This window comes from Sporosarcina koreensis (assembly GCF_000826145.2).
GTDB classification, from domain to species: domain Bacteria; phylum Bacillota; class Bacilli; order Bacillales_A; family Planococcaceae; genus Sporosarcina; species Sporosarcina trichiuri.
Genome location: NZ_LN651337.1, coordinates 886,486 through 911,901, shown reverse-complemented (window position 1 = coordinate 911,901; position 25,416 = coordinate 886,486). Strand labels below are relative to the sequence as shown.

Genomic DNA, 25,416 nt, shown 5'->3' with positions numbered 1-25,416 from the left:
GGTCAAGTATAATGGGAACTAGTCGTTTAGTGCGGGAATTTTTCATAGGAGGAAATAATGTGACAAAAGTCAAAAATGAAGTAATCAAAGTCATTCCGCTCGGCGGAGTGGGAGAGCTGGGGAAATCGATGTATGTGGTGGAAATCGATGATGAACTGTTTGTCGTCGACGCCGGACTCATGTTCCCTGAAGAAGAAATGCTCGGAATCGACTTTGTCGTTCCGGATATGACATATTTGGAAGAAAACAAGGACCGTGTCAAAGGGATCTTCCTGACGCACGGACACGAAGATGCAATCGGGGCGATCGCCTACTTGCTGCAGAAAGTCCAGGCGCCGGTCTACGGGTCCAAGCTGACGCTGGCGCTCGCAAAAGAGCACCTGAAGATAATGCCGGCTCCTTCCAATGTCAAATTTTTTGAAGTATCGACCAAAAGCCGCATGAATTTCAAGCAGACGTACGTGACATTCTTCAACACAACCCACAGCATACCCGATGCACTCGGCATCGTATTCCATACGAGCGAAGGGGCGATCGTGCATACAGGCGATTTCAAATTCGACCAGGCTGCAAAAGGGCCGTACAAGCCCGATCTCGGCAAGATGGCCGCCCTCGGAGAAGAAGGCGTGTTCATCCTGATGTCCGATTCGACTGATGCCGAACGACCGGGCCATACAACGTCCGAAACAGTCGTGGAAGCACAGCTGTCGAAAACCTTCTACGGCGCGGAAGGCAGAATCCTTGTTGCCGTCTACGCCTCGAACTTCCTGCGGATCCAGCAAGTGCTTGATAAAGCGGCGGAGACCGGACGGAAAGTGGCCGTCGTCGGAAAAAGCCTTGAAAGTTATTTTGAAGTCGGCCTCAAACTCGGCTACTTGAAAGTGGCTGAAGATACTGTCATTTCCGTGAAAGAACTCGGAAACCATGATGACAGTGAAATTGTCATCATCATGACCGGCAGCCAGGGCGAACCGCTCGAAGCCCTCGAAAAGATCGTCCGCAAGCATCATCGCGATGTCCGCATCAAAGACACGGATACGGTTCTGATCACCGTGACACCGTCACCGGGATCGGAAGTCTCCGTCTATTCGATGATGAATGAACTGGCGAAACTGGGCGCGAAAGTGCTCACGTCGGCGAGGAATGTCCATGTCTCCGGTCACGGAAGCCAGGAAGACCTGAAGATGATGCTCAACCTCATGCAGCCGAAAAATTTCATTCCGATCACAGGGGAATACCGGATGCTGATCGCCCATTCGAAACTCGCACAGGAGACCGGCATGCGGAAGAACCAGATCTTCATCGCCGACAAAGGCGACATCGTCGAGTTCAAGAACGGTAAGATCCGTATGAGCGGACGTGTCACAGCAGGCAATGTCCTGATTGACGGAATCGGCGTCGGTGACGTCGGTAACATTGTCCTCCGCGATCGGAAACTCCTTTCACAGGACGGAATTTTCACGATTGTCATCACGCTGAACCGGAAGCAGAAGAAGATTGCGGCAGGTCCTGAAATCGTATCGCGCGGATTCATCTATGTCCGGGAATCCGAGGAGCTCCTCGAAGAAGCTTCGAAGCTGATTCGCAAGATCGTTGAAAAGTATGTGAATAAAGAAACGTTTGAGTGGACAAACATTAAGCAGGAGATCCGGGATACCCTCAGTTCCTACTTATATCAGCAAACAAAAAGGCGTCCGATGATCATCCCGATCATTATGGAATACTGATTGAACAATCTTTCGAGGATTTCCTTGCCGTCAGGCGGGAAATCCTTTTTTCGCAAAAAGGAGGCAGAGCATGTCCAAGAAAGTCTCGAAAAAGAAAAAGAGAAGGCCCTCACCGAAAAAGAAAGGCAAGAAACAGCTGAATCCCCTCCTGTTCGAAGTGGTCGGTCTCGCCATGCTGGCACTTGCCGTCATCATCCTATTCGAATTCGGACCGGTCGGAAGAGGGTTGGGCTCAGCAGGCCGCTTCCTGTTCGGCAACTGGCATGGTGCACTTCCGCTCATGCTGATTCTGCAGGCGCTTGTCTTCATGGTGAAACGGGGCGAGCTGGGCTGGAAGAACCGGATTGTCGGGGGAAGTTTGTGCATACTCGGAAGTCTGCTTTTATTCAGCCATATATTATTATTCAAAGAATTATATGCAAGCCGTGTCCTGCTGTCGGATTCCTCATTGAAAGAGACATGGAACGTGCTCATCACAAACGGGGGAATCAGCACACGGAGCGGATCACTCGGAGGCGGCATGGTCGGCGCCGTCCTTTTTGCAATGTTCTTCTCGCTGTTCGATTCTGCCGGCGCTGCGGTAGCGGGAGTGCTTCTCTTGTTGACGGGGCTCATCCTGATCACGGGGAAAGCACTCGCTCCTTACTTGGCAGAGTGGTTCCCGGCTGCCTTCGCCTCGCTGAAACAGAAAGTGCAGAGCATCGATTTCAAACCGCAGCCGAAGGTGAAACCTGAAAAGACTGCGAAAAAGACGGCAGGGACCCGGGCGGGCAGGCATCAGAAGGAAAAGGAAAAGCCGGCCAGCGAGCAAATTGCACAGCCCGCGGAACCTCAGGCGGCTCCCGAAGAGCCATATGTCCAGCCGATCATCTCGGCATTCAATGAGCGCGCCGCCGAGGAGAAGGAACAGCCGGAAAGCAGCATGGCCGCCCCTCAGCCGCCGCGGCCGGAGCCGGCAGAAGAGCAGGATGACAAGCCAGCTGTACCGGAAGCGGGAGACCCATATCAAGGCGTGTCTGGGGAGGAGGAGAATGAGTCCTACCAGCTGCCGTCCTTCAATCTCCTCAAACAGCCGCCGGAAAACGACCAGTCAGGTGAATATAATGCAATCCAGGCGAATGCGCAGAAATTGGAGAGGACGTTCCACAGTTTCGGTGTGAAGGCGCGGGTGACACAAGTGCACTTAGGACCGGCCGTGACGAAGTATGAGGTGCTGCCGGACACCGGTGTCAAAGTGAGCCGGATCGTCAGTCTCGCAGATGATATCGCCCTTGCCCTCGCTGCAAGCGGTATCCGGATCGAAGCGCCGATCCCCGGGAAATCCGCGGTCGGAATCGAAGTGCCGAACAAAGCTGTCGCTGTCGTCAGTCTGCGGGAAGTGCTCGAAGCAAAACAGAACAACCGTCCTGATTCCAAGCTGCTGATCGCGCTCGGCCGCGACGTCAGCGGCGAGGCGATGCTTGCCGAGCTGAATAAGATGCCGCACGTCCTGATTGCAGGGGCGACTGGAAGCGGGAAAAGTGTCTGTGTCAACGGCATCATCATCAGCATCATCATGCGGGCAAAACCGCACGAAGTGAAGATGATGATGATCGACCCGAAGATGGTTGAGCTGAACGTCTATAATGGCATCCCGCATCTCCTGGCACCTGTCGTGACAGACCCGAGGAAAGCGGCGCAGGCACTGAAGAAAGTGGTCGCGGAAATGGAACGGAGGTACGAACTGTTCTCACATACCGGAACACGTAATATTGAAGGGTACAATGATCATATCGACCAATGGAACGAGGAAAACGATGAAAAGCACCCGAAGATGCCGTATATCGTCGTCATTGTCGATGAACTCGCCGACCTGATGATGGTCGCCTCGAACGAAGTGGAAGATGCCATCACACGCCTTGCACAAATGGCACGGGCTGCCGGCATCCACCTCATTATCGCGACCCAGCGGCCGAGTGTGGATGTCATCACAGGCATCATCAAAGCGAATATCCCGTCCCGTATCGCTTTCGCGGTCTCTTCAGCGGTCGATTCAAGGACGATCCTCGACAGCGGCGGTGCCGAAAAACTGCTCGGCAGGGGGGATATGCTGTTCCTGCCGGCGGGTGCTTCGAAACCGACGCGGGTGCAGGGCGCTTTCGTGTCAGACCGCGAAGTGGAATCCGTCGTCGATTTCGTCATCCAGCAGCAAAAAGCGCAATATCAGGAAGAGATGATCCCTTCAGAAACCGAAGAAGTGCATGAAATGGAAGAAACGGATGACCTGTACGATGAAGCGGTGCAGCTGGTCGTCGAAATGCAGACCGCTTCCGTATCTCTGCTGCAGAGAAGATTCCGTATCGGCTATTCCCGTGCCGCCCGTATTGTCGATCAGATGGAGATGAGGGGCGTCGTCGGGCCGCCGGAAGGCAGCAAACCGCGGCAGGTCCTGGCGGACAGGGATGCGGCGGAGTAATCCTGTTGAAAGATTGTCGGAAGATGAACAGAAAGTCACTCTCTTACAAGTTTTTTTAAAATGCATTGTTTATTTTCTCCCCCGGTAATGTTATAGTATGGTTGAATGGAACGACGTATAACATCAGAGGTCTGACCTCAACCGGAGGGAGATGGATTTGTGATCAAGGCAGACCAGCGGCATCTGTATGTCCAAGTCATTGAGCACATCAAGCAGAACATCGAAGCCGGCGTTTTCAAGGAAAATGAGAAGTTCCCTTCTGAATTCGAGCTCGCCAGGACACTTGGTGTCAGCCGCGCGACGCTGCGTGAAGCACTGCGTGTCTTGGAAGAAGAGAAAGTGATTGTCCGCAAGCATGGTGTCGGTACATTCCTGAAACCAAGTCCAGTCTTCTCATCAGGGATCGAGGAATTATCCAGTGTGTCAACGATGATCCGCAATGCAGGCATGGAACCCGGCACGATTTTCATGGAAGTGACGGAAGCACCGGCTGCGGATGACAGCATTGAAAAGTTCGGTTGCGCTGCGGAGGATTCCATTGTTACAATTAAGAGGGTCCGCACAGCGGACGGGGAACCGGTCGTCTATTGTATCGATCAGGTTAAATCCGGCAGTTTACGGAATACTTCCTCTGAATTGATGAAAAATTCGCTTTTCGACGCGCTTGAACAAGATGGTAAGATCCATATCGCACAGGCTATTGCACATATTGAACCAGTGGGATATGATCAGGAAGCATCATCCATCCTGCGGTGCGGGGTCGATGTACCTCTTCTCGTCCTGTTGCAGAAGCACTACACAGACACTGGTGAAATGGTGCTTCTTTCGAAGAATTACTTCCGTGCTGATAAATTCAGCTTCCATGTAGTCCGGAAACGGGTATAAGGCGGATTCCGCCCTCATCATACCAACATATAAATAGGGAGGTCACACAAACATGAGTAAACGCAGATTCGGTCTTGCCCTGTCCCTCGTACTTGCTGCAGGCACAGTGTTGGGAGCTTGTGGTTCAGACAAGGATGACAGCAAGGGGAATGACAAAGGCTCAGCTTCTGGCGGAGACAAGTCTTCTGAATTCTCTGTGGCTATGGTTACAGATGTCGGCGGTATCGACGATAAGTCGTTCAACCAATCCGCTTGGAAAGGGATTCAGGAATTCGGTGAATCGAATGATCTTAAGAAAGGCGACGGCGGCTTCGATTACCTGCAATCACAAAGTGACGCAGACTACACAACAAACTTGAATGCGCTTGCACGACGCGACTTCAATCTTGTATTCGGAGTAGGTTTCCTGATGGAAGATGCTATCGACTCGATCGCAACTCAGCAGAAGGACACTGAGTTTGCAATCATTGACGGCGTAGTGGACCAGCCGAACGTTGCAAGCATCCTCTTCAAGGAGCAGGAAGGTGCCTACCTCGCTGGAGTTGCAGCTGCTCTCATGACGAAATCGGACAAAATCGGTTTTGTCGGCGGTATGGAAATCCCGGTCATCGAGCGTTTCGAAGTCGGTTTCCTTGAAGGCGTCAAAGCAGTGAAGCCAGATCTTAAAGTGGATGTCCAGTACACTGGCGCGTTCGATAAGGCGGAACTTGGTAAAGCAGCAGCGAACCGTATGTATTCCGAAGGTGTGGATATCATCTTCCACGCTGCCGGCGGATCAGGAAACGGTGTGTTCAGTGAAGCGAAAGAACGCAAGTCAGCTGACAAAGACGCTTATGTATGGGTCATCGGTGTCGACTCCGACCAGTACGACGAAGGACAGGTCGGCGATGACAACGTAACACTCACTTCCATGCTGAAGCGTGTGGACAATGCGGTTAACGACGTCGCTGAATTGGCGAAAGAAGACAAGTTCCCTGGCGGCGAAACAAAAGTCTACGGTCTCCATGACGAAGGGGTGGCACTTGCTGACTCCCGCGGTGCGATTCCGGAAGACGTTCTTGCAAAAATCGACGAATACAGCAAGAAAATCGCTGACGGCGAAATTGAAGTACCAGGTGAAAAGTAAGAAAAGCTCATGGATTTGAATGATGGGGGCCGGTGCAATCCGGCCTTCGTTCTTTTGTATACATAATTGGTGGGTCGGAGCCCGGTAAGTTGCCAGACTAAAAGATTTTGTTCCAAAATCTTTTATTGTGTCAATTTTAATGAGGCAGAAACTATACGCAAGGAAGTGAGAACTGTGGAATACGTCATCGAGATGCTGAATATTGATAAGAAATTCGGCAATTTCTATGCGAACAAAAATATTACCCTTCAGCTGGAAAAGGGAGAAATCCATGCGTTGCTCGGCGAAAACGGTGCGGGTAAATCCACTCTGATGAACGTCCTGTTCGGCCTGTACCAGCCGGATGGCGGACAGATCAAAGTGAATGGCAAAGCAGTCAATATCACGGATCCGAATGTTGCCAACGATCTCGGGATCGGCATGGTCCACCAGCACTTCATGCTCGTTGAAAATCTGACAGTAACAGAAAACATCATCCTGGGCAGCGAACCGACCAAAGGCGGGAGGATCAACATCAAAGACTCCGCCAAGAAAGTTGCCGAGATTTCGAAGCTTTACGGATTGAATGTCGATCCGTCCGCTAAAATCGAGGATATTTCCGTCGGAATGCAGCAGCGTGTGGAAATTCTGAAAACGCTTTATCGCGGTGCGGAAATCCTGATATTCGATGAGCCGACAGCTTCCCTGACACCACAGGAAATCGATGAGCTGATCCGCATCATGCATAAGCTGATCGAAGAAGGGAAATCCATCATACTCATCACACACAAACTGCAGGAGATCATGTCGGTGTCCGACCGGGTGACAGTCATCCGGAAGGGCGAAGGGATTGGAACGGTGATCACCGAAGAGACCAATCCGGAAGAACTTGCAACCCTGATGGTCGGACGCCAGGTGACGTTCAAGACGGAAAAGAAACCGGCAGTGCCGACCGAAGAAATCCTGTCGATACAGGACCTGATAGTGGCGGACTACCGCAATGTCAACAAAGTCAAAAACCTGAATCTTTCTGTCCGGAGAGGCGAAATTGTCGGGCTGGCAGGTATCGACGGCAACGGTCAGTCTGAGCTGATCGAGGCGATCACCGGTCTGCGCAAAGTTAAATCTGGGAAGATCATCCTCGGCGGCAAGGATATTACAAACCGCAAACCGCGGACGATTACAGAGACAGGTCTCGGCCATATTCCGCAAGACCGCCACAAACACGGTCTCGTCCTCGACTTCAGTGTCGGGTATAACGCCGCCCTGCAGTCGTATTACCAGAAACCGTTTTCGTCGAACGGTCTCATGAACTACAAAGCTGTCGCCGACCATGCCAATAAGATCATCGCGGACTATGATGTCCGGACACAGGGGGAGCACGAACTGGCCAGAGCCCTGTCCGGCGGTAACCAGCAGAAGCTGATCATCGGGCGGGAAGTCGAACGCAATCCTGATTTCCTGATTGCCGCTCTGCCGACGCGCGGACTGGATGTCGGAGCTATCGAATTCATCCACAGACGTCTCATCGAGCAGCGGGACCAGGGGAAGGCTGTCCTGCTCATCTCCTTCGAGCTGGATGAAGTCATGAATGTGTCCGATAAGATTGCGGTCATCTACGACGGAGCCATCGTCGATACGGTAACACCGGCAGAAACAACAGAGCAGGAACTTGGACTGTTCATGGCCGGTCATGACAAAAAAGAAATTGCTGAAAGTAAGGAAAGCCCTGTTTTGAAAGAAGGTGACGACAAGCATGTCTAATCGTATTATCAATCTGCTCGTTCCGGTAATCTCGATCATCCTCGGATTGCTTGTAGGAGCTGTTGTCATGCTGGTCAGCGGATATGATCCCGTGGCAGGCTATGCTGCGTTATGGAACGGCATTTTCGGAGATTCCTATGCGATCGGTGAAACGATCCGCCAGATCAGCCCGTACATACTTGCGGGACTTGCTGTCGCATTTGCATTCCGCACCGGCCTGTTCAATATCGGTGTGGAAGGACAGCTCATCGTCGGCTGGTTCGTGGCTGCCTACGTCGGAATGGCGTTCGAACTGCCGAAAGTCATCCACTTGCCGCTTGCACTCCTGGCAGCAGCTGCTGCCGGTGCAATCTGGGGACTCATCCCGGGACTTCTGAAAGCGACACTCAAAGTCCACGAAGTTATCGTCACGATCATGATGAACTACATTGCCCTTCATATCGTCAATGCGCTCATCAAGACGATTTCAGGCGGCGGCTTCAAGCTGGATAAAATCCAGGATACGGCATCACTGCGATCGGATTTCCTATCGGAGCTGACGGATTTCTCGACACTCCACTATGGTATTTTCGTTGCACTGTTCATGGTGTTCATCATGTGGTTCATCCTCGAGCGCATGAAGCTCGGTTATGAGCTCAAGTCCGTAGGGTTCAATGAGAACGCTGCACAGTATGCCGGTATGAACGTGAAGAAGAACATCATCCTGGCAATGGTCATTTCAGGGGCGTTCGCCGGTCTCGGCGGTGCCATGGAAGCACTCGGAACGTTCGGAAATATTTCGTCCCGTGCCGGTTTCACCGGAATCGGATTCGATGGGATCGCCGTTGCGCTCCTTGGTGCCAATACACCGCTTGGCGTAATATTCGGTGCCAGCTTGTTCGGTTCCCTCAAATACGGTGCGAACAACATGCCGAATGCCGCCAATATCCCGATTGAAATCGTTTCGATTGTCATTGCGTTAATCATATTCTTTGTAGCATCAGGCTATATCATCCGGGTCGGCTTGCTGCGACTGAGCAAGAAAAAGGAGGCGAAGTGAGATGAGTACGCTCCTTAATGTATTGTATATAATCGTACCTTTGTCGATTGCGTATGCAGCCCCCCTCATCTTCACAGCGATTGGCGGAGTGTTCTCCGAACGCTCCGGTGTCATCAATATCGGGCTGGAAGGTCTTATGGTCATGGGTGCGTTCGTCGGTATCGTATTCAACTTGTTCTTCGCCGATACATTCGGCGCCTGGACACCGTGGGTTTCGATTCTTGCAGCCATGCTGGTATCGGCGATCTTCTCGCTGATGCATGCGGTCGCTTCGATAACCTTCCGCGCCGACCAGGTCGTCTCAGGGGTGGCCATCAACCTGCTGGGGATCGCGATCGCCCTATTCTCGGTGAAGATGATCTACGGGAAAGGGCAGACGGATTTCATCCAGGAAAAGATCGCCCGCTTCAACATTCCCTTCTTGAAGGACATCCCTGTACTTGGTCCGATGTTCTTCAAGTCGGTATATGGTTCGTCGATCTTGGCAATCTCCATAGCGGTTCTCGCCTGGTTCATCATCTACAAAACGCCATTCGGCCTGCGTCTCCGTTCTGTCGGTGAGCATCCGATGGCAGCTGATACGATGGGGATCAAGGTCAACCGCATCCGTTACATCGCTGTCATCATCTCCGGCGGACTTGCCGGTATGGGCGGTGCCGTCTATGCCCAGACGATGACAAATGACTTCGGCCATGCGACTATCAACGGCCAGGGCTTCATGGCGCTGGCTGCGATGATCTTCGGAAAATGGCATCCGATCGGAGCAATGGGCGCTGCCATCTTCTTCGGCTTCGCACAGGCGCTGGCGATCAACTCCTCGTCGCTGCCGTTCATGGAAAACGTCCCATCGTTCGTGCTGTACATCCTGCCATATGTGCTGACAATCGTTGCACTGGCCGGATTCATCGGTCGGGCGAATGGTCCGAAAGCACTCGGTGATCCGTACGTCAAAGGGTCCCGTTGATATCAGACTGTCCCGGCTGTCCTGCAAAGGATGGCGCGGGGCAGTTTTTTTGTGGGTCCCTTCGCTTGAATGCGCCACTTTGGAAATGTATAGTGAAGTTGGAAAGAAGCATACTGCTACTGTACGCTTTGTACGTGAATGAACTGAATCCATTTTGATAAATCGAGGTGTAGGTGAATGTTCAACAAAACTATTCTGCAGCCCGGTGTCACTCTTTATACACGCCCGACTGCTCAGTTCAAAACCATCAGTCTCTCCATCAAATTCACGGCGCCTCTGACAGAGGAGTCCGCGGGAGCCCGTACGGTGCTTGCGAATGTCCTGGAAGACTCGACTGCCCATTATCCGACCCGCACGAAACTGCGCCAGGCTCTCGAAGAGCTGTATGGTGCGGTATTCTACACGGACACGGGCAAGCGGGGGAACCAACACAGCCTGATGCTGTTTGCGGAAAGTGTCAACGATGAGTATCTGAACAATCCGGATGGCCCGGTGTTCGAGCAGCTGCTGTCTCTGGTCAAGGAGAGCCTGTTCGAGCCGAACCTCACAGACGGAGCGTTCAGTGAAACGATCGTCGAACGTGAGAAACAATCGGTGGCGGATCGGATCCGCTCCGTCTACAACGACAAGACTCGCTACGCCAACAAGCGGATGCTCGAACTGATCCGCCCGGGCGAACCGGCATCCCTCTCCGCGAACGGATCGGAGGAGGCTGTACTGGCCGTGACGGCAGAAACGCTCAGACAGACATACGACAGCATGCTGAACAACGACTCGATCGATATCTACGTGCTCGGCGATATCGATGAGCAGCAGATGATCGAACAGGTGAAAGACCTGTTCAGCTTCCCGGCGGGAGACCGTCAAACGGTCCAGCCGGCCGGTCATGAGCATTCCGGGGAGACCCCGCCGAAACATATCCGCGAGAAACAGGACATGAAACAGGGGAAACTCAACATGGCTTACAGCACGCCGGTCGACTTCCGCCATCCCGATTATCCGAAAATGCAGATGGCCAACGGAGTCCTCGGCGGATTTGCGCACAGCAAGCTGTTCGTCAATGTTCGTGAAAAAGAGAGTCTGGCCTACTACTGCTCCAGCTCCTATTCATCCCAGTATGGTCTGCTGTATATCATGTCGGGAATCGATGCGGAAGAAGAGGAAAAAACGGCAAGATTGATCGGTGAGCAGATCGAAGCCATGAAACAAGGGAAGATCTCGGATCTGGAAATGAGGCAGACGCTCGCACTGCTGTCGAACAGTATACGCAGCGCATTCGACTCGGCAAAAGGCCAGATCGATATTTACGACCAATATAAACAGCTGGACGAAAACTTCCGCGCTGATCACCTGATTGCGAAGTGGGAACAGGTGACGAAGGAAGACGTCCAGCAGATGGCGGGACAGCTTACGAAAGAGATCACGTATCTTCTTTCCGGACGGGAGGCACTCGAAGATGAATGAAATACATTTCAATCAGCTGCAGGAAACGCTGTATCACGAAAAGCTTGAGAATGGGTTGAACGTCTACGTTCTTCCGAAAGAAGGGTTTTCGAAGACGTACGTGACATTCACGACAAAATACGGCTCCGTCGATCGTACATTCATCCCGCGGGATAGAAAGGAGTACGTAACGGTCCCTGATGGGATTGCGCACTTCCTGGAACACAAGATGTTTGAAAAGGAAGAAGGGGATGTCTTCCAGGAATTCAGTGAAAATGCGGCAGCCGCAAATGCATTCACGTCATTCACACGGACTTCCTACTTGTTTTCATCTACATCGAACCTGTACAAAAACACGAAGACTCTCCTGGATTTCGTACAGCAGCCGTATTTCACAGAGAAGACCGTCGAGAAGGAAAAAGGCATCATCGCACAGGAAATCACGATGTATGATGACCAGCCGGACTGGCGCCAGTACTTCGGGACAATCGAAAATCTGTTCAGGAACCATCCGGTCCGCATTGATATCGCGGGAACCGTCGAAACCATTCAGGACATCACAGCCGACCATCTGTATGAATGCTATGAAACGTTCTACCACCCATCCAACATGGTGTTCTTTGCGGTGGGTAATGTCGACCCTGCAGAAATGTTGAAGTTCGTGAAAGAGGACCAGCATTCGAAATCATTCAAGGCACCTGAACCTGTCGTCCGGCAGTTCCCGGATGAGCCGGATGAAGCGGCCGAGACGCGCAGCGACCTGCGGATGGACGTCACGAAGCCGAAGCTGATGATCGGAACGAAATGCCGGAATACGGCTATGAGCGGGAAAGAGATGCTCATCCGCGAGCTCGCATCCGATGTGACGCTCGATATTCTGTTCGGCCGTTCTTCTGAATTTTATACAAAAGCGTATAACGAGGGGCTGATCGACGAGTCATTCTCCTATGAATTCAACTTGGAGAACGGATTCGGTTTCGCGGTCGTCGGCTCGGATACGGATCACCCTGAGGAACTGGAGAAGCTGATCTTCAGCGTCCTGGATGAAGCTAAGAGCAATTGGTCAATCACGGACGGCCAGCTGGACAGGATCCGGAAGAAGCGGATCGGGCTCTTCATGAGGGCGCTCAATTCACCGGAGTATATCGCCAACCAGTTCACCCATTATAATTTCAATGAGATGAATCTGTTCGATGTCGTGCCTGTTCTGGAACAGCTGACTGTGGAACAGATGAAGGAAGCATTCCGTGATCTGTACTATGAAAACGGACAGACCGTGCTGACGATCCATCCGACGGGGAACGAGCAGGGATGACCAGGCGCAGGGCGCTCATCCTCGGTGCATCCGGAGGGATCGGGCAGGCGATCTGCCGCCGTCTCGCTGCGGACGGCTGGTCGCTCTGCATGCAGTATAATACGAATGGATCTGCGGCCGCAGACCTGCGTGACAGCCTGCAGCAAGAGCACCCGGATGGCGAATTCGTCTGTATGCAGGCAGACTTCACGGCAAAAGGGGCTGCCGATGCCCTTGCCACGGCGGCAGGTGATATTTCATGCATTGTCGCTGCCGGCGGGCAGTCCGCGCTGAAACTCCTGACCGAGACGACGGAAGACGAGATGGAAGCCCTGTGGCGTGTCCACGTCCAGAATCCTGCGCGTCTGATCAGTCTGCTGTCCTCAAAACTGCGTAAACACGCTCCCGCTTACGTCGTGTTCATCGGTTCCATCTGGGGCAGTGCCGGAGCGGCGGGTGAAGTGATGTACTCCAGTGTGAAAGGTGCCCAGCATGCATTCGTCAAAGCATATGCCAAAGAGGCTGCATTCGGAGGCATCCGGGTGAACGGGATCGCTCCCGGCTGGATCGAGACGAGGATGAATGAGGAGATTCCTGATGAGGAGCGCGCACTCGTCATGCAGGAGATTCCTCTGCAGATTCCGGGCCGTCCTGAAGAAGTGGCAGATCTTGTCGGTTTCCTGACAAGCGGAAAAGCCGATTACATGACCGGGGAGATCCTGAAGCTGAACGGCGGCTGGTATATATAGCCGTTTCCGTTCTGCCCAGGGTCTCCCTGTTTTAGTTTTTCCTTTCACTCACGTGCTAATTCAGCTATTATAGAAACTAAGCTGTCCGTTTCTGCGTCCTATGTACGTGAGCGGTCTACTGACGAAGGAGGGGTTCCGATGGGTGAGTGGTATCTTGAATACAAACTGCAGGTGAACCGTCCCGGACTTCTCGGGGACATTGCTTCATTATTAGGGATGCTCCGGGTCAATATTGTGACGATCAATGGAGTCGATGGAGATACCCGGGGGATGCTCGTACGGACAGAGGATGATGACCAGATCAGACGGTTCGAACTGATTGCTTCCACCATGGATACGATTGAAATCCGGAAAGTGAGGCAGCCGAAGCTGCTCGATGTCCTGGCAGTGCGGCACGGACGTTACATCCAGCGTACGGAGGATGACCGGAAGACATTCCGGTTCCTGCGCAGCGAACTCGGTGTGCTTGTGGACTTCATGGCTGAAATTTTCAAACAGGACGGTCATAAGCTGATCGGTATCCGGGGAATGCCGCGGGTCGGGAAAACGGAATCCGTTGTTGCTGCCAGCGTCTGTGCAAATAAGAAGTGGATCTTCCTCTCTTCCACGATGATCAAGCAGACATTGCGCAGCAGTTTGATGGGCGATGAATTTTCGAAAGACAATATTTTCCTTCTGGATGGCATCGTGACTAGAAAATCCGGAGATGAGCGGCATATGCAGCTTGTTCGGGAAATGATGCGCCTTCCTTCCACAAAAGTTGTCGAGCACCCGGACATGTTCGTACAGCACTCGGAATACTCCATTGAAGACTTTGACTACATTATTGAATTGCGGACAGATCCAGACCAGGAAATTACATATGAAGTCATCGATAACAATGTGATGAATTCAGGACGCGGCAGCGCGGATGGTTTCGGTATGTTCAATTTTTAAACAGGCAGGTGATTAAGTTGTCCGGATTGGGCGAACGGCTGAAAGATGCACGAAAAGCAAAAGGGTATACCCTGGATGACTTACAAGCAATAACGAAAATACAAAAACGGTATTTAGCAGGAATCGAGAACGAGGATTACAGCATGATGCCGGGCTCTTTCTATGTCCGGGCATTCATCAAACAATATGCCGAAGCGGTCGGACTTGATGCCCAGGAAATGCTGGCCCTCTATCGTGAAAACGAATCATCCGCCCAGATGCGGGAAGAGGAAGTGCAGCGCAGTGCCCCGCAGATGAACCAGAAGACAGGCTTCAGCCGGTCAGGCAGGATGAATGAAATGCTGCCTAAGATTATCGCAGCTCTTTTCATCGTCGTCATATTGGCTGTTGTCATATTCCTCTATAAACATCAGGCAAATACACAGAAACCCGATGAGCCCGGCGCTGCGGATGAGTTGACGGTCGATAAGCCGTCAGACCAGCCGACACTTGAAGAGGACGGCAAGAAAGACGAAGGAAAAGAAGATGCTGATACAGATGAAGAGGAGCAGCCGGCGCAAGAAGAAGAGCCGGAAGAACCGGAAGAACCTGCTGCTGATCAGACCTTGACCCAGGCCTCCGTATCAGGTGCGGATTCGACATTCACACTGGAGAATGCCGAGAAGTTCTCGGTTACTGTGAAGGTCAAACCAGAAGGCGAATCCTGGATCGGAATCACAAATCCGGCAGGTCAGGAACTGATGCCGCAAGGCGCACGTGTCATGACAGCAGGACAGGAAGAGACCGTCGATCTGAGCGGACAGGAGTCAGCGAGGATCCGTGTGGGACGCACGCAATTCACCGAGATTCTCGTGAATGGCGAACCGCTGTCTTATCCGAACGATCAGATCACTCAAAATATCATCATCCAATATAAAAAATGAAATAGTCATCCGCTGCGATGACTTTTTTCTTTCCTGTTCCGGCCAAGCCGGGCCAGGAAGGACTTTTACCTACAGAGAGGGAGCGTATTCCTATGAACTTGCCAAACAAAATTACAGTATCCCGCGTTCTGCTGATTCCGGTATTCATCGTATTCATGCTTGCTGATTTCGGGATGGGGATGATCTCGATCGGCGGGACTGAACTGCCGGTCGAGCAGTTCATCGGAGGTCTGATCTTCATATTCGCATCCGCCACTGACTGGCTGGACGGCTATATCGCACGCAGAAACAATCTCGTCACCAATATGGGAAAGTTTTTGGATCCGCTCGCAGACAAATTGCTCGTGTCAGCTGCCTTCATCATTTTAGTGGAATTCGGAGCTGCGCCATCTTGGGTTGTCATCATCATCATCAGCCGTGAGTTTGCGGTGACCGGTCTCCGGCTTCTGCTGGCAGGCGAAGGGGAAGTGGTCGCAGCCAACCAGCTCGGCAAGATCAAGACCGTGACACAGATTCTCGCAATCGCTTCACTGCTGCTGCACAATATTTTCTTCGAAGCTGTCAATTTCCCGTTCGGCACAGTCATGCTCTATTTGTGTCTCGTATTCACTGTCTGGTCCGGATTGGATTATTTCGTGAAAAACCGGCATGTGCTGACACAGTCGATGTAAAGGAGGCAGCGGACAATGAAAGCGGAGATCATCGCAGTGGGATCCGAGCTGCTGCTCGGACAAATCACAAATACGAACGCACGATTCATCTCTTCCCGGCTCGCTGAAATCGGTGTGGATGTATACTATCAGACGGTCGCAGGTGACAATCCGGCGCGTCTGGAAGAAGCGATCCGCATCGCAGAAGAACGGGCGGACCTGCTTGTCTTCTCCGGCGGACTCGGCCCGACAAAAGATGACCTGACCAAAGAGACGATCGCCCGGCATATAGGGATAGCACTTGAAATGGACGAGGATGCACTGCACTCCATAGAGGACTATTTCGAACGCACAGGGCGGGAGATGACAGCAAACAACCGCAAACAGGCACTCGTCCTGAAAGGGTCAACCATCCTTGCAAATCATCACGGGATGGCGCCCGGTATGGCACTTGCTGCAAATGATCATATTTATATCTTATTGCCCGGCCCTCCTCACGAGATGGAGCCGATGTTCGAGAAGCTTGCAATCCCCTATGTGCACAGGGCGCTCGGCCGCAAGGAAGCGATCGTTTCGACCGTCGTCAAGTTCTATGGCATCGGGGAGGCGGAACTCGCGTTCAAGGTGCAGGATCTGCTGGACAGCCAGTCGAATCCGACCATCGCCCCTTTGGCCTCAAGGGATGGGGTGACACTGCGGCTGACGGCGAAAGCGGACACGCCTGAACTGGCGCGGACACTGATCCTGCCTGTTATCGGAGATCTGCAGGAACAGGTCGGAGAATTCATTTACGGATTCGATGACGATACGCTCTCTTCGAAGGCTGCTGAGCTGCTTCAGGAAAAAGGGCTGAGCATCTCTGCAGCAGAAAGCCTGACAGCGGGTCTGTTCACCTCCCTTCTCGCAGAGCATGCCGGCATCAGCGTAGCGCTCAAAGGCGGTATGACCGTCTATACGGAAGAAGAGAAGATCCGCCAGCTTGGTCTCGACCCAGCCATGCTGAAACGCCATGGCGTCGTCAGCAGTGAATGTGCCGGGGCTCTGGCCGCGAGTGTCCGGAAGCGGTTCCTGACGGATATCGGCATCGGGCTGACAGGTGCTGCAGGTCCTGACCCGCATGATGGACAGCCTGCCGGCACCGTATGGATCGGCATCTCCTTTGCGGGCTCAACAGAAACCTACCAGCTGAAACTGTCGGGATCCCGGAATTCCAACAGGATGAGGGCTGCGAATTTCACGCTGTACTATCTCATAAGGAAGCTGCGGACGGCCTGACTGCAAACTTTGTTTTTCGTCCGTATTCTCAATTAGACTTCTAAAGTGGAGCATTTTCTCAATTAAATCGGTGATTTCAAGCAAAAAGTCGAATACTCGTTCGCTTTTTGCTTGTTTATTTTTCTCAAAAGGAGTATAGTAGAGATAGTTGGAAAACACCTTTAAGGAGGAATTTTTTTGAGCGAACGTAAAGCAGCGTTGGATCAGGCGTTGAAACAGATAGAAAAGCAATTCGGTAAGGGATCGGTCATGAAACTTGGTGAAAAGACCGACAGGGAGATCGCCACTTCCTCCACAGGATCGCTTGCCCTGGATGCAGCGCTCGGCGTAGGCGGCTACCCGCGGGGCCGTGTCATCGAAATCTATGGACCGGAAAGTTCAGGTAAGACGACTGTCGCACTCCACGCGATCGCTGAAGTGCAGGCATCAGGCGGACAGGCCGCCTTCATCGATGCAGAGCATGCTCTCGACCCGGTATATGCGCAGAAACTCGGCGTCAATATCGACGAACTCCTGCTGTCGCAGCCGGATACCGGAGAGCAGGCACTGGAAATCGCTGAAGCGCTTGTCCGGAGCGGCGCAGTCGATATCATCGTCATCGACTCAGTGGCCGCCCTCGTGCCGAAAGCGGAAATCGAAGGCGAGATGGGGGATTCCCACGTCGGCCTTCAGGCGCGCCTGATGTCACAGGCACTCCGGAAACTGTCCGGTGCCATTAACAAATCCAAAACGATCGCAGTCTTCATCAACCAGATCCGTGAGAAAGTCGGCGTCATGTTCGGGAACCCGGAAGTGACCCCGGGCGGCCGTGCACTGAAATTCTATTCCTCCGTCCGTCTTGAAGTGCGCCGCGGTGAAGCTATCAAGCACGGGAACGAGATCATGGGGAACAAGACCCGTGTCCGTGTCGTGAAAAACAAAGTGGCACCGCCTTTCCGCACGGCGGAAGTGGATATCATGTATGGTGAGGGGATTTCCAAAGAAGGGGAAATCGTCGACCTCGGTGTCGAAGCGGAAGTCGTCCAGAAAAGTGGTGCCTGGTATTCCTATGAAGGGGAACGCATGGGGCAGGGACGTGAGAATGCCAAGCAGTTCCTTAAGGAAAATCCGGCGATCCGTTCCGAGATTTCCGACAAGATCCGCAGCAGCTATGGATTGACGACGGATAATTACGTCATCGCAGCACATGACGAAAACGAAGACGAAGAAGAACTTGCATTGTTCGAAGACGAAGAATAATAGATTGGAAATGCCGGCTGCCTGTCCATGGGGGCCGGCTTTCCTGTTTGAGAGCGACAATCCTGTATCTCCCATCTTGACATGCCAGAATGACACCGATACAATTAGAATTGTCTAACTCTCATCATAAGAAAAGATTTTGCTGAAATGATTCATGGCGGTATATTGAAAGCTGATGTACAAGCCGACTACACATGAAAAATAAGCAAGAGGAGGTGACCTGAATGGGTACAATCATCATCTCCGCTTTGCTCGGTCTCATCGTCGGTGCAGTTGTTATGTTTGTGTACAACAAAAACGTGAACGAGTCGAAAGTGACAGGTGCCAAGCACTCCGCTGAAACTATCGTGGAAGAGGCGAAGCGCGAAGCGGAGGCATTGAAAAAGGAAGCACTGCTTGAAGCGAAAGATGAAAATCACAAATTGCGTGTGGAGGCTGAGACGGAAATACGGGAACGGCGCTCCGAGCTGCAGAAGCAGGAGAACCGCCTGCTGCAGCGGGAGGAGAACCTGGACCGTAAAGATGACTCCCTCAACAAACGCGAAGCGAGTCTGGAGCGCAAAGACGATGCGCTGTCCGGAAGACAACAGCATATTGAAGAGATGGAACGCAAGGCGGAAAACCTGGTGGCTGAACAGCAGACGGAACTGGAGAAGATTTCAGCGCTGACACGCGACGAGGCGAAGCATCTCATCCTGGATGACGTGGAACGTGAATTGTCCACGGATATCGCCGTGATGACGAAGGAGTCCGAACAGCGTGCCAAGGAAGAGTCCGAAAAACGCTCACGCGAAATTCTGTCTCTTGCCGTTCAGCGGTTTGCAGCTGATCATGTGGCAGAAACGACAGTATCTGTCGTCAATCTGCCGAATGATGAAATGAAAGGGCGGATCATCGGTCGGGAAGGCCGGAATATCCGTACGCTTGAAACGCTTACAGGAATCGATCTCATTATCGACGATACCCCTGAAGCGGTCATCTTGTCCGGATTCGATCCGGTGCGCCGTGAAATTGCACGGCTGGCATTGGAGAAATTGGTGGCGGACGGACGGATCCACCCTGCGCGGATCGAGGAGATGGTGGATAAGTCGAGACGCGAAGTCGATGAACTGATCCGGGAAACCGGTGAGCAGACGACCTTCGATATCGGCGTCCATAACCTCCACCCGGACCTTATCAAGATTCTCGGCCGGCTGAAATTCCGGACGAGCTACGGTCAGAACGTCCTGAAACATTCGACGGAAGTGGCGTATCTCGCCGGTCTGCTTGCAGCGGAACTCGGGGAGGATGTCACATTGGCAAGACGTGCAGGACTGCTGCATGATATCGGCAAGGCGATCGACCATGAAGTCGAGGGAAGCCACGTACAGATCGGTAAAGAGCTTGCCATCAAGTACAAAGAGCACCCGGTCGTCATCAACAGCATTGCGTCACACCACGGAGACGAAGAAGCGACGTCCGTGATCGCAGTGCTCGTTGCAGCGGCGGATGCCCTGTCGGCAGCACGTCCGGGAGCGCGCAGTGAAACTCTTGAAAACTACATCCGCCGTCTTAAGAAACTCGAAGAGATTTCAGAGTCCTATGAAGGTGTGGAGAAGTCATTCGCCATCCAGGCGGGACGGGAAGTACGCATCATCGTACGGCCGGATGTCATCGATGACATCACGGCACACCGGCTTGCCCGGGATATCCGGAAACGGATCGAAGAGGAGCTTGACTATCCGGGTCATATCAAGATCACAGTGCTTCGGGAAACCCGTGCTGTGGAGTACGCTAAATAATAAGAGGGGCTTCCTGCTTCAGGCAGGAGCCTCTTTCTTTTGGAGAGGGAATGGCTATGAAAATCTTATTTATCGGAGACATTGTCGGGTCGCCCGGCAGAGACATGGTGTTCGACTATCTGCCGCGCTTACGGAAGAAATACAAGCCGGATGCCGTCATTGTCAATGGGGAGAATGCAGCTGCCGGAAGAGGCATCACGAAAGATATTTTCGACGACCTCCTGCGTGCAGGAGTGGATGTCGTGACGATGGGCAACCATACGTGGGACCATAAGGAAATCTATGATTTCATCGATGATACGGAGTTTCTCATCCGGCCGGCGAACTTCTCGGACGAAGCCCCCGGGCAGGGGATGACGTATATCGAACGCGGAGGCGTACTGCTGGCTGTCCTGAACCTTCACGGGCGGACATTCCTGCCGCCGCATGACGATCCGTTCAAGAAAGCCGATGAGCTGATCAGGGAAGCGAAAGAACGCACGCCGCTCGTCTTCGTCGATTTCCATGCGGAAGCGACCAGTGAAAAAATCGCGATGGGCTTCCACCTGGATGGCCGCGCATCGGTTGTTGTCGGCACGCATACGCATGTCCAGACAGCGGACAGCCGGGTTCTTCCGGAAGGCACGGCCTATATAACCGATGTCGGGATGACAGGTCCCTACGATGCCATCCTCGGCATGAAGAAAGAAGACGTCATCTATCGGTTCCAGACGAATCTGCCGGTCCGGTTCCAGGTGCCGAAGCAGGGACGCACCCAGCTGAACGGTATCATCGCGGACATCGATGATGCAACCGGGCGGGCGTCATCCATCGAACGGATCATGATCAATGATGACCAGCCGTTCCAGCCATGAGGCTCAGCGTCTAAAACTCCGTCTCCTTTCATAGGATGGTGCATGGAGAACTGCATTCCATACACTACTGTCCACAAGGAGGAAACACGTTGAACCCATTGAAAGTATCTTCCCGATCGAATCCGAATTCAGTAGCAGGAGCACTCGTTGCAGTCATCAGAGACCAAGGTTATGCTGAAATGCAGGCAGTCGGTGCCGGTGCCCTCAACCAGGCCATCAAAGCGGTTGCGATTGCACGCGGCTTTGTCGCACCGAGCGGGAGCGATCTCATCTGCGCCCCTGCTTTTGCGGATATCGAAATCAACGGCGAGGGACGCACGGCACTGAAACTGTTTGTGGAAAAAAGGACCCGCCAGCAAGCTTTATAAACCGAGCACTGCGAAAAGAGCGAATTCTTTTCGCAGTGCTTTTTCTGTGACAAAGGAGGGACAATCCGGTAAGCTCCTGTACATATGGAAATCCCTTCAGTATACTAGGTGTACCTGATGCTTGGTTTGACGAAGAGCCGGCAAACCAGGAAAAGGTCTGTATCCACGAACGAAGAAGAAAAGGTGGCGGCATAATGGCGGAACAATACACGAAAGAACAGATCATCGACAAGGCGAGGGAAATCGCCCATATGATCGCGAATACAGAACAGGTCGAACTGTTCAAGCAGACCGAAGCGCACATCAACGAAAACAAAAAGGTGCGTGAAAAAATCGCGAGCCTGAAATCACTGCAGAAACAGGCGGTCAATTTCCAGGAATACGACAAAGAACGGGCGCTCGGCATCATCGAAAAGAAGATTGAAGAGATCGAAAATGAGATCGATGAAATTCCGCTCGTTCAGGAATTCAAGCAATCCCAGAATGATGTCAATGACCTGCTGCAGCTCGTTTCCAACACAATCTCCAACCGGGTGACAGACGAGATCATCGAGTCGACGGGCGGGGATGTGCTGAAAGGACAGACAGGATCGTACATCGAGAACACCAAGCATAAACCGTTATCCTAAAGGAAAATCGGGAGAGAATCATTCTCTTCCGATTTTTTTCACTTTCTGGGCTTCTGCTGCATAGGATGTATGGAAGTCTACGAAGGGGGAAAGAATTTGAAAAACTTACGGCAGGTCGTTACGAAAGCAATTATCGCAAAGGGCAAGAAGCGGACGGAGAAGGAAGTTTCTCTGACTCCGCCGAACCGTCCGTCCAGCATACTCGGCTGCTGGGTCATCAACCACTCGCATAGCGCCAAAAAAGTCGGTTCCACCATCGAAGTGACAGGGAAATTCGATGTGAACGTCTGGTATTCTCATCATGACCATTCAAAAACTTCGGTATTCACCGAAACGGTACCGTACAAGGATACGATCAAACTGCGGTACCGGGATGAGCCGTCTTCATCCAAAGAGGAAATCCGCGTAGAGGTGCTTCAGCAGCCGAATTGCACAGAAGCCATCATCTCGGAATGCCAGGAAAAGTTCCAGATTAAAGTAGAACGGGAACTTCTGGCGGAAGTGATCGGTGAAACGAAAGTGCTGATTACGGTCCACTCGAATGAGCTGGAGGAAGAGTGGTCATTTGATGACGAATCTTCCAACGAACAGCATGCAGGCAACGGACCCGGCCGCCAGGGGAACGACCATTCATCATTTTAAAGCCGAAGCAGTCTTCGGCTTTTTCTTTTTGCCCAAAATAGGCAGCCGTGTGGTTGAACGGGACGGCCCCCCTTCTGGTATACTAAAGGAATACTATTAAGCTGTGAGGGAAATGGAATGACAACTTATACACCAATGATGCAACAATACCTGCAAGTGAAATCCCAGTATGAAGATGCGTTCTTGTTTTTCAGATTGGGTGATTTTTATGAAATGTTCTTTTCGGATGCAACAGAAGCTTCCCATCTCCTGGAAATCACGCTGACGAGCCGGGATGGCGGAGAGTCAGGCAGGATACCGATGTGCGGCGTGCCGTACCATTCTGCCGATGGCTATATCGAGACGCTGGTCGGCAAAGGGTACAAGGTGGCGATCTGTGAACAGACCGAGGATCCGAAGCAGGTGAAAGGACTGGTCAAGCGGGAGGTCGTCCGTGTCGTCACGCCAGGTACGATTACTGAAGGAAAGGCTATCGATGCCCGTACCAACCACTACATCGGATCATTGGACCGCGTCGGAGAAGCCGCATGTGCCATCTCCTACATCGACCTGGCAACGGGCGAAGGTACTGCCGAGTACATTTATGGGGATGAAACGTCGATTGTACAGGCGATCGACTCTCTCGGCATGAGAGAAGCCGTCGTGGATGAGCAGCTGCAGATTGCGCTCGCCGAATCGGCAGGGACCAAAGGGATCGTCCTGTCTTCCTGTGATACGGATAGTTATGAACCGCACGGCCGTGAATTGTTCAATGGACTGCCTGCCCCTGCTGTCCCGGCGTGCAGACGCCTGGTCGGATATTTGCAGCAGACCCAGAAATCGAGCCTTGATCACCTGCAGCCTTTCCGGTTCCTGGCAAGGGAAGCCAAGCTGTCCATTGATGCCAACTCGATGAGAAACCTGGAACTTGTCGAGTCGATCCGTTCGGGCGGCAAAGAAGGGACGCTGTTTTGGCTGCTCGATGAAACGAACACCGCCATGGGAGCACGGAAACTGAAAACGTGGATCCGCCAGCCGCTTGCAGACCAGAAGGAGATTGAACAGAGACTCGCCATCGTGGAGGAACTGATTGCCGCGTTCTTCCTGCGAGATGACCTGAAAGCCGCCCTCCGGGACGTATACGATCTGGAACGGCTGGCCGGACGGATTTCGATGGGCAGTGCCAATGCAAGGGATCTGGCGCAGCTGCGCAACTCCCTGCAGACCATCCCGGCACTGAAAAGACTGCTTGCGGAGTCAAACATGCCGCGGCTCCGGGAGTTCGCCGATCGGATCCGACCGTGCGAGAATCACTGCCGGCTGCTCGTGGAAGCGATTGCGGAAACACCTCCGCTGTCCGCAAAAGATGGCGGTGTCATCAGGGACGGCTACCACGGTCAGCTGGATACATACCGGGATGCTGCACAGAACGGCAAGCAATGGCTGGCCGAACTCGAACAGAAAGAACGGGAACTGACCGGCATTAAAGGATTGAAAATCGGCTATAACCGGATTTTCGGTTACTTCATCGAAATCACCAGGTCCAACCTGCATCTCGCGGATCTCACCCGATACGAGAGGAAACAGACACTCGCGAACGCGGAACGCTATATCACCGCTGAACTGAAGGAGAAAGAGGAATTGATCCTGAATGCGGAAGCGCAGAGCCTGGAACTTGAATACACCCTGTTCACCGAAGTGAGGGAGCGGATGAAGGCTGGCATCGAAGAAATACAGCAGCTCGCCTCGGTCATCAGTGAACTGGATGTACTCGCTGCGTTCGCAGAAGTATCCGAAACACAGCAATATACGAAACCGAGTTTCACGGATGCCCGGACACTCGAGATCAGGGACGGACGCCATCCTGTCGTGGAAAAGATGATGGATCACTCCCTGTATGTGCCGAACAGCTGCAAGCTGACGAAGGAATCCAATATGCTGCTCATCACCGGGCCGAACATGTCCGGGAAAAGCACATACATGCGGCAGGTGGCACTTACGGTCGTCATGGCGCAGATCGGCTGTTATGTCCCTTGCGAGTCGGCCGTGCTGCCGGTCACCGATCAGATTTTCACGAGGATCGGGGCGGCGGATGACCTGGCTTCGGGACAGAGTACATTCATGATGGAGATGATGGAATCCCAGCAGGCGATCGCACATGCGACAGACCGCAGTCTCCTCCTGTTCGATGAAATCGGACGGGGAACCTCCACGTATGACGGCATGGCGCTCGCGCAGGCGATGATGGAGTATATCCACGACAAAATCGGTGCCAACACCCTGTTCTCCACGCATTACCACGAGCTGACGGCATTGGATGGACAGCTGCAGCGCCTGGTGAACGTGCACGTTGCTGCGATGGAGCAGGAAGGGAAGGTCGTCTTCCTCCACAAGGTGATGGGAGGGCCGGCCGATAAGAGCTACGGCATCCATGTGGCGGAGCTCGCAGGACTGCCTGAAGCACTTCTCGACCGTGCCCGCGTCCTGCTGGAAGGTTTCGAGAACCAGCATGCGGATGAACAGCCGCAAAAACCGGCCGGGGAGCAGATCAGCTTCTTCGATTTTGCCCAGGAAGAGCCTGAAACGATGCCGGCCGAACATAAGGAAGTCCTGGAGATGATCGCGGAATTGGATCCTGCCAATACGACACCTCTCCAGGGACTGCAGATCCTGTTCGATTTGAAAGCGAAGCTGAAGTGAGAAAGGAAGTGGCAG

Annotated in this window: 21 protein-coding genes; all 21 read left to right on the top strand. The window is 52.8% G+C overall.

Annotated elements, in window-relative coordinates:
* The first annotated feature begins 59 nt into the window (after positions 1-59).
* The 21 genes from BN1190_RS10280 to mutS all read left to right on the top strand — a co-directional run bounded on the left by BN1190_RS10280 (position 60) and on the right by mutS (position 25,401).
* Positions 60-1,727, top strand: a complete 1,668-nt coding sequence (locus BN1190_RS10280) for a ribonuclease J (protein WP_040286813.1) — start codon at positions 60-62, stop codon at positions 1,725-1,727.
* A 70-nt stretch (positions 1,728-1,797) separates the two neighbouring features.
* On the top strand, positions 1,798-4,182 hold the full coding sequence (locus tag BN1190_RS10275; RefSeq protein WP_040286812.1) for a DNA translocase FtsK: 2,385 nt from the start codon (positions 1,798-1,800) through the stop codon (positions 4,180-4,182).
* Between the two features lie 159 nt (positions 4,183-4,341).
* Positions 4,342-5,067, top strand: a complete 726-nt coding sequence (locus BN1190_RS10270; protein ID WP_040286811.1) for a GntR family transcriptional regulator — start codon at positions 4,342-4,344, stop codon at positions 5,065-5,067.
* A 52-nt stretch (positions 5,068-5,119) separates the two neighbouring features.
* Complete coding sequence (locus BN1190_RS10265) at positions 5,120-6,193, top strand: BMP family lipoprotein (protein WP_040286810.1); 1,074 nt, start codon at positions 5,120-5,122, stop codon at positions 6,191-6,193.
* 174 nt (positions 6,194-6,367) lie between these two features.
* Positions 6,368-7,936 (top strand): ABC transporter ATP-binding protein, encoded by a 1,569-nt coding sequence (locus BN1190_RS10260; RefSeq protein ID WP_040286809.1) that lies wholly within the window; start codon positions 6,368-6,370, stop codon positions 7,934-7,936.
* Complete coding sequence (locus tag BN1190_RS10255) at positions 7,929-8,975, top strand: ABC transporter permease (protein ID WP_040286808.1); 1,047 nt, start codon at positions 7,929-7,931, stop codon at positions 8,973-8,975. Before BN1190_RS10260 ends, BN1190_RS10255 begins: the two co-directional genes overlap by 8 nt.
* Before the next feature lies 1 nt (position 8,976).
* The gene (locus BN1190_RS10250) at positions 8,977-9,939 is read left to right on the top strand and encodes an ABC transporter permease (protein WP_040286807.1); all 963 of its coding nucleotides are present in this window, start codon (positions 8,977-8,979) and stop codon (positions 9,937-9,939) included.
* Between the two features lie 177 nt (positions 9,940-10,116).
* Positions 10,117-11,403, top strand: coding sequence for an EF-P 5-aminopentanol modification-associated protein YfmF (gene yfmF, locus BN1190_RS10245; protein WP_040286806.1), 1,287 nt, complete (start codon positions 10,117-10,119; stop codon positions 11,401-11,403).
* Positions 11,396-12,697 (top strand): EF-P 5-aminopentanol modification-associated protein YfmH, encoded by a 1,302-nt coding sequence (gene yfmH, locus BN1190_RS10240; RefSeq protein WP_040286805.1) that lies wholly within the window; start codon positions 11,396-11,398, stop codon positions 12,695-12,697. The genes yfmF and yfmH overlap by 8 nt, the downstream gene beginning before the upstream one ends.
* Positions 12,694-13,425: an elongation factor P 5-aminopentanone reductase gene (gene ymfI / locus BN1190_RS10235; protein ID WP_040286804.1), complete on the top strand. Its 732-nt coding sequence runs from the start codon at positions 12,694-12,696 to the stop codon at positions 13,423-13,425. The genes yfmH and ymfI overlap by 4 nt, the downstream gene beginning before the upstream one ends.
* Before the next feature lie 138 nt (positions 13,426-13,563).
* The gene (locus BN1190_RS10230) at positions 13,564-14,361 is read left to right on the top strand and encodes a YmfK family protein (protein WP_040286803.1); all 798 of its coding nucleotides are present in this window, start codon (positions 13,564-13,566) and stop codon (positions 14,359-14,361) included.
* A 17-nt stretch (positions 14,362-14,378) separates the two neighbouring features.
* Entirely contained in the window at positions 14,379-15,284 is a 906-nt protein-coding gene (locus tag BN1190_RS10225; RefSeq protein WP_040286802.1) for a helix-turn-helix domain-containing protein, read from the top strand.
* Between the two features lie 92 nt (positions 15,285-15,376).
* Entirely contained in the window at positions 15,377-15,955 is a 579-nt protein-coding gene (pgsA, locus tag BN1190_RS10220) for a CDP-diacylglycerol--glycerol-3-phosphate 3-phosphatidyltransferase (protein WP_040286801.1), read from the top strand.
* Positions 15,956-15,970: 15 nt separating this feature from the next.
* A complete protein-coding gene (locus BN1190_RS10215) occupies positions 15,971-17,209 on the top strand; it encodes a competence/damage-inducible protein A (RefSeq protein WP_040286800.1) in 1,239 nt (412 codons plus the stop codon).
* Between the two features lie 177 nt (positions 17,210-17,386).
* A complete protein-coding gene (gene recA / locus BN1190_RS10210) occupies positions 17,387-18,448 on the top strand; it encodes a recombinase RecA (RefSeq protein ID WP_040286799.1) in 1,062 nt (353 codons plus the stop codon).
* A gap of 224 nt (positions 18,449-18,672) precedes the next feature.
* Entirely contained in the window at positions 18,673-20,229 is a 1,557-nt protein-coding gene (rny, locus tag BN1190_RS10205; protein ID WP_040286798.1) for a ribonuclease Y, read from the top strand.
* Between the two features lie 56 nt (positions 20,230-20,285).
* Positions 20,286-21,083: a TIGR00282 family metallophosphoesterase gene (locus tag BN1190_RS10200; RefSeq protein ID WP_040286797.1), complete on the top strand. Its 798-nt coding sequence runs from the start codon at positions 20,286-20,288 to the stop codon at positions 21,081-21,083.
* An 89-nt stretch (positions 21,084-21,172) separates the two neighbouring features.
* Entirely contained in the window at positions 21,173-21,451 is a 279-nt protein-coding gene (locus tag BN1190_RS10195) for a stage V sporulation protein S (protein ID WP_040286796.1), read from the top strand.
* A 194-nt stretch (positions 21,452-21,645) separates the two neighbouring features.
* Complete coding sequence (locus BN1190_RS10190; protein WP_040286795.1) at positions 21,646-22,080, top strand: RicAFT regulatory complex protein RicA family protein; 435 nt, start codon at positions 21,646-21,648, stop codon at positions 22,078-22,080.
* Positions 22,081-22,176: 96 nt separating this feature from the next.
* The gene (gene cotE / locus BN1190_RS10185) at positions 22,177-22,722 is read left to right on the top strand and encodes an outer spore coat protein CotE (RefSeq protein WP_052461840.1); all 546 of its coding nucleotides are present in this window, start codon (positions 22,177-22,179) and stop codon (positions 22,720-22,722) included.
* Between the two features lie 117 nt (positions 22,723-22,839).
* Positions 22,840-25,401 carry a DNA mismatch repair protein MutS gene (gene mutS / locus BN1190_RS10180; protein ID WP_040286794.1) on the top strand — a complete coding sequence of 854 codons (2,562 nt, stop codon included), beginning with the start codon at positions 22,840-22,842 and terminating at the stop codon, positions 25,399-25,401.
* Positions 25,402-25,416: the final 15 nt, after the last annotated feature.

Bases quoted from the DNA above. Each gene is read 5' to 3' on its own strand.
- BN1190_RS10275 (WP_040286812.1), top strand. From the start codon at position 1,798: ATGTCCAAGAAAGTCTCGAAAAAGAAAAAGAGAAGGCCCTCACCGAAA.
- BN1190_RS10265 (WP_040286810.1), top strand. From the start codon at position 5,120: ATGAGTAAACGCAGATTCGGTCTTGCCCTGTCCCTCGTACTTGCTGCA.
- BN1190_RS10255 (WP_040286808.1), top strand. From the start codon at position 7,929: ATGTCTAATCGTATTATCAATCTGCTCGTTCCGGTAATCTCGATCATC.
- BN1190_RS10250 (WP_040286807.1), top strand. From the start codon at position 8,977: ATGAGTACGCTCCTTAATGTATTGTATATAATCGTACCTTTGTCGATT.
- yfmF (WP_040286806.1), top strand. From the start codon at position 10,117: ATGTTCAACAAAACTATTCTGCAGCCCGGTGTCACTCTTTATACACGC.
- yfmH (WP_040286805.1), top strand. From the start codon at position 11,396: ATGAATGAAATACATTTCAATCAGCTGCAGGAAACGCTGTATCACGAA.
- ymfI (WP_040286804.1), top strand. From the start codon at position 12,694: ATGACCAGGCGCAGGGCGCTCATCCTCGGTGCATCCGGAGGGATCGGG.
- BN1190_RS10230 (WP_040286803.1), top strand. From the start codon at position 13,564: ATGGGTGAGTGGTATCTTGAATACAAACTGCAGGTGAACCGTCCCGGA.
- pgsA (WP_040286801.1), top strand. From the start codon at position 15,377: ATGAACTTGCCAAACAAAATTACAGTATCCCGCGTTCTGCTGATTCCG.
- BN1190_RS10215 (WP_040286800.1), top strand. From the start codon at position 15,971: ATGAAAGCGGAGATCATCGCAGTGGGATCCGAGCTGCTGCTCGGACAA.
- rny (WP_040286798.1), top strand. From the start codon at position 18,673: ATGGGTACAATCATCATCTCCGCTTTGCTCGGTCTCATCGTCGGTGCA.
- BN1190_RS10200 (WP_040286797.1), top strand. From the start codon at position 20,286: ATGAAAATCTTATTTATCGGAGACATTGTCGGGTCGCCCGGCAGAGAC.
- BN1190_RS10190 (WP_040286795.1), top strand. From the start codon at position 21,646: ATGGCGGAACAATACACGAAAGAACAGATCATCGACAAGGCGAGGGAA.
- mutS (WP_040286794.1), top strand. From the start codon at position 22,840: ATGACAACTTATACACCAATGATGCAACAATACCTGCAAGTGAAATCC.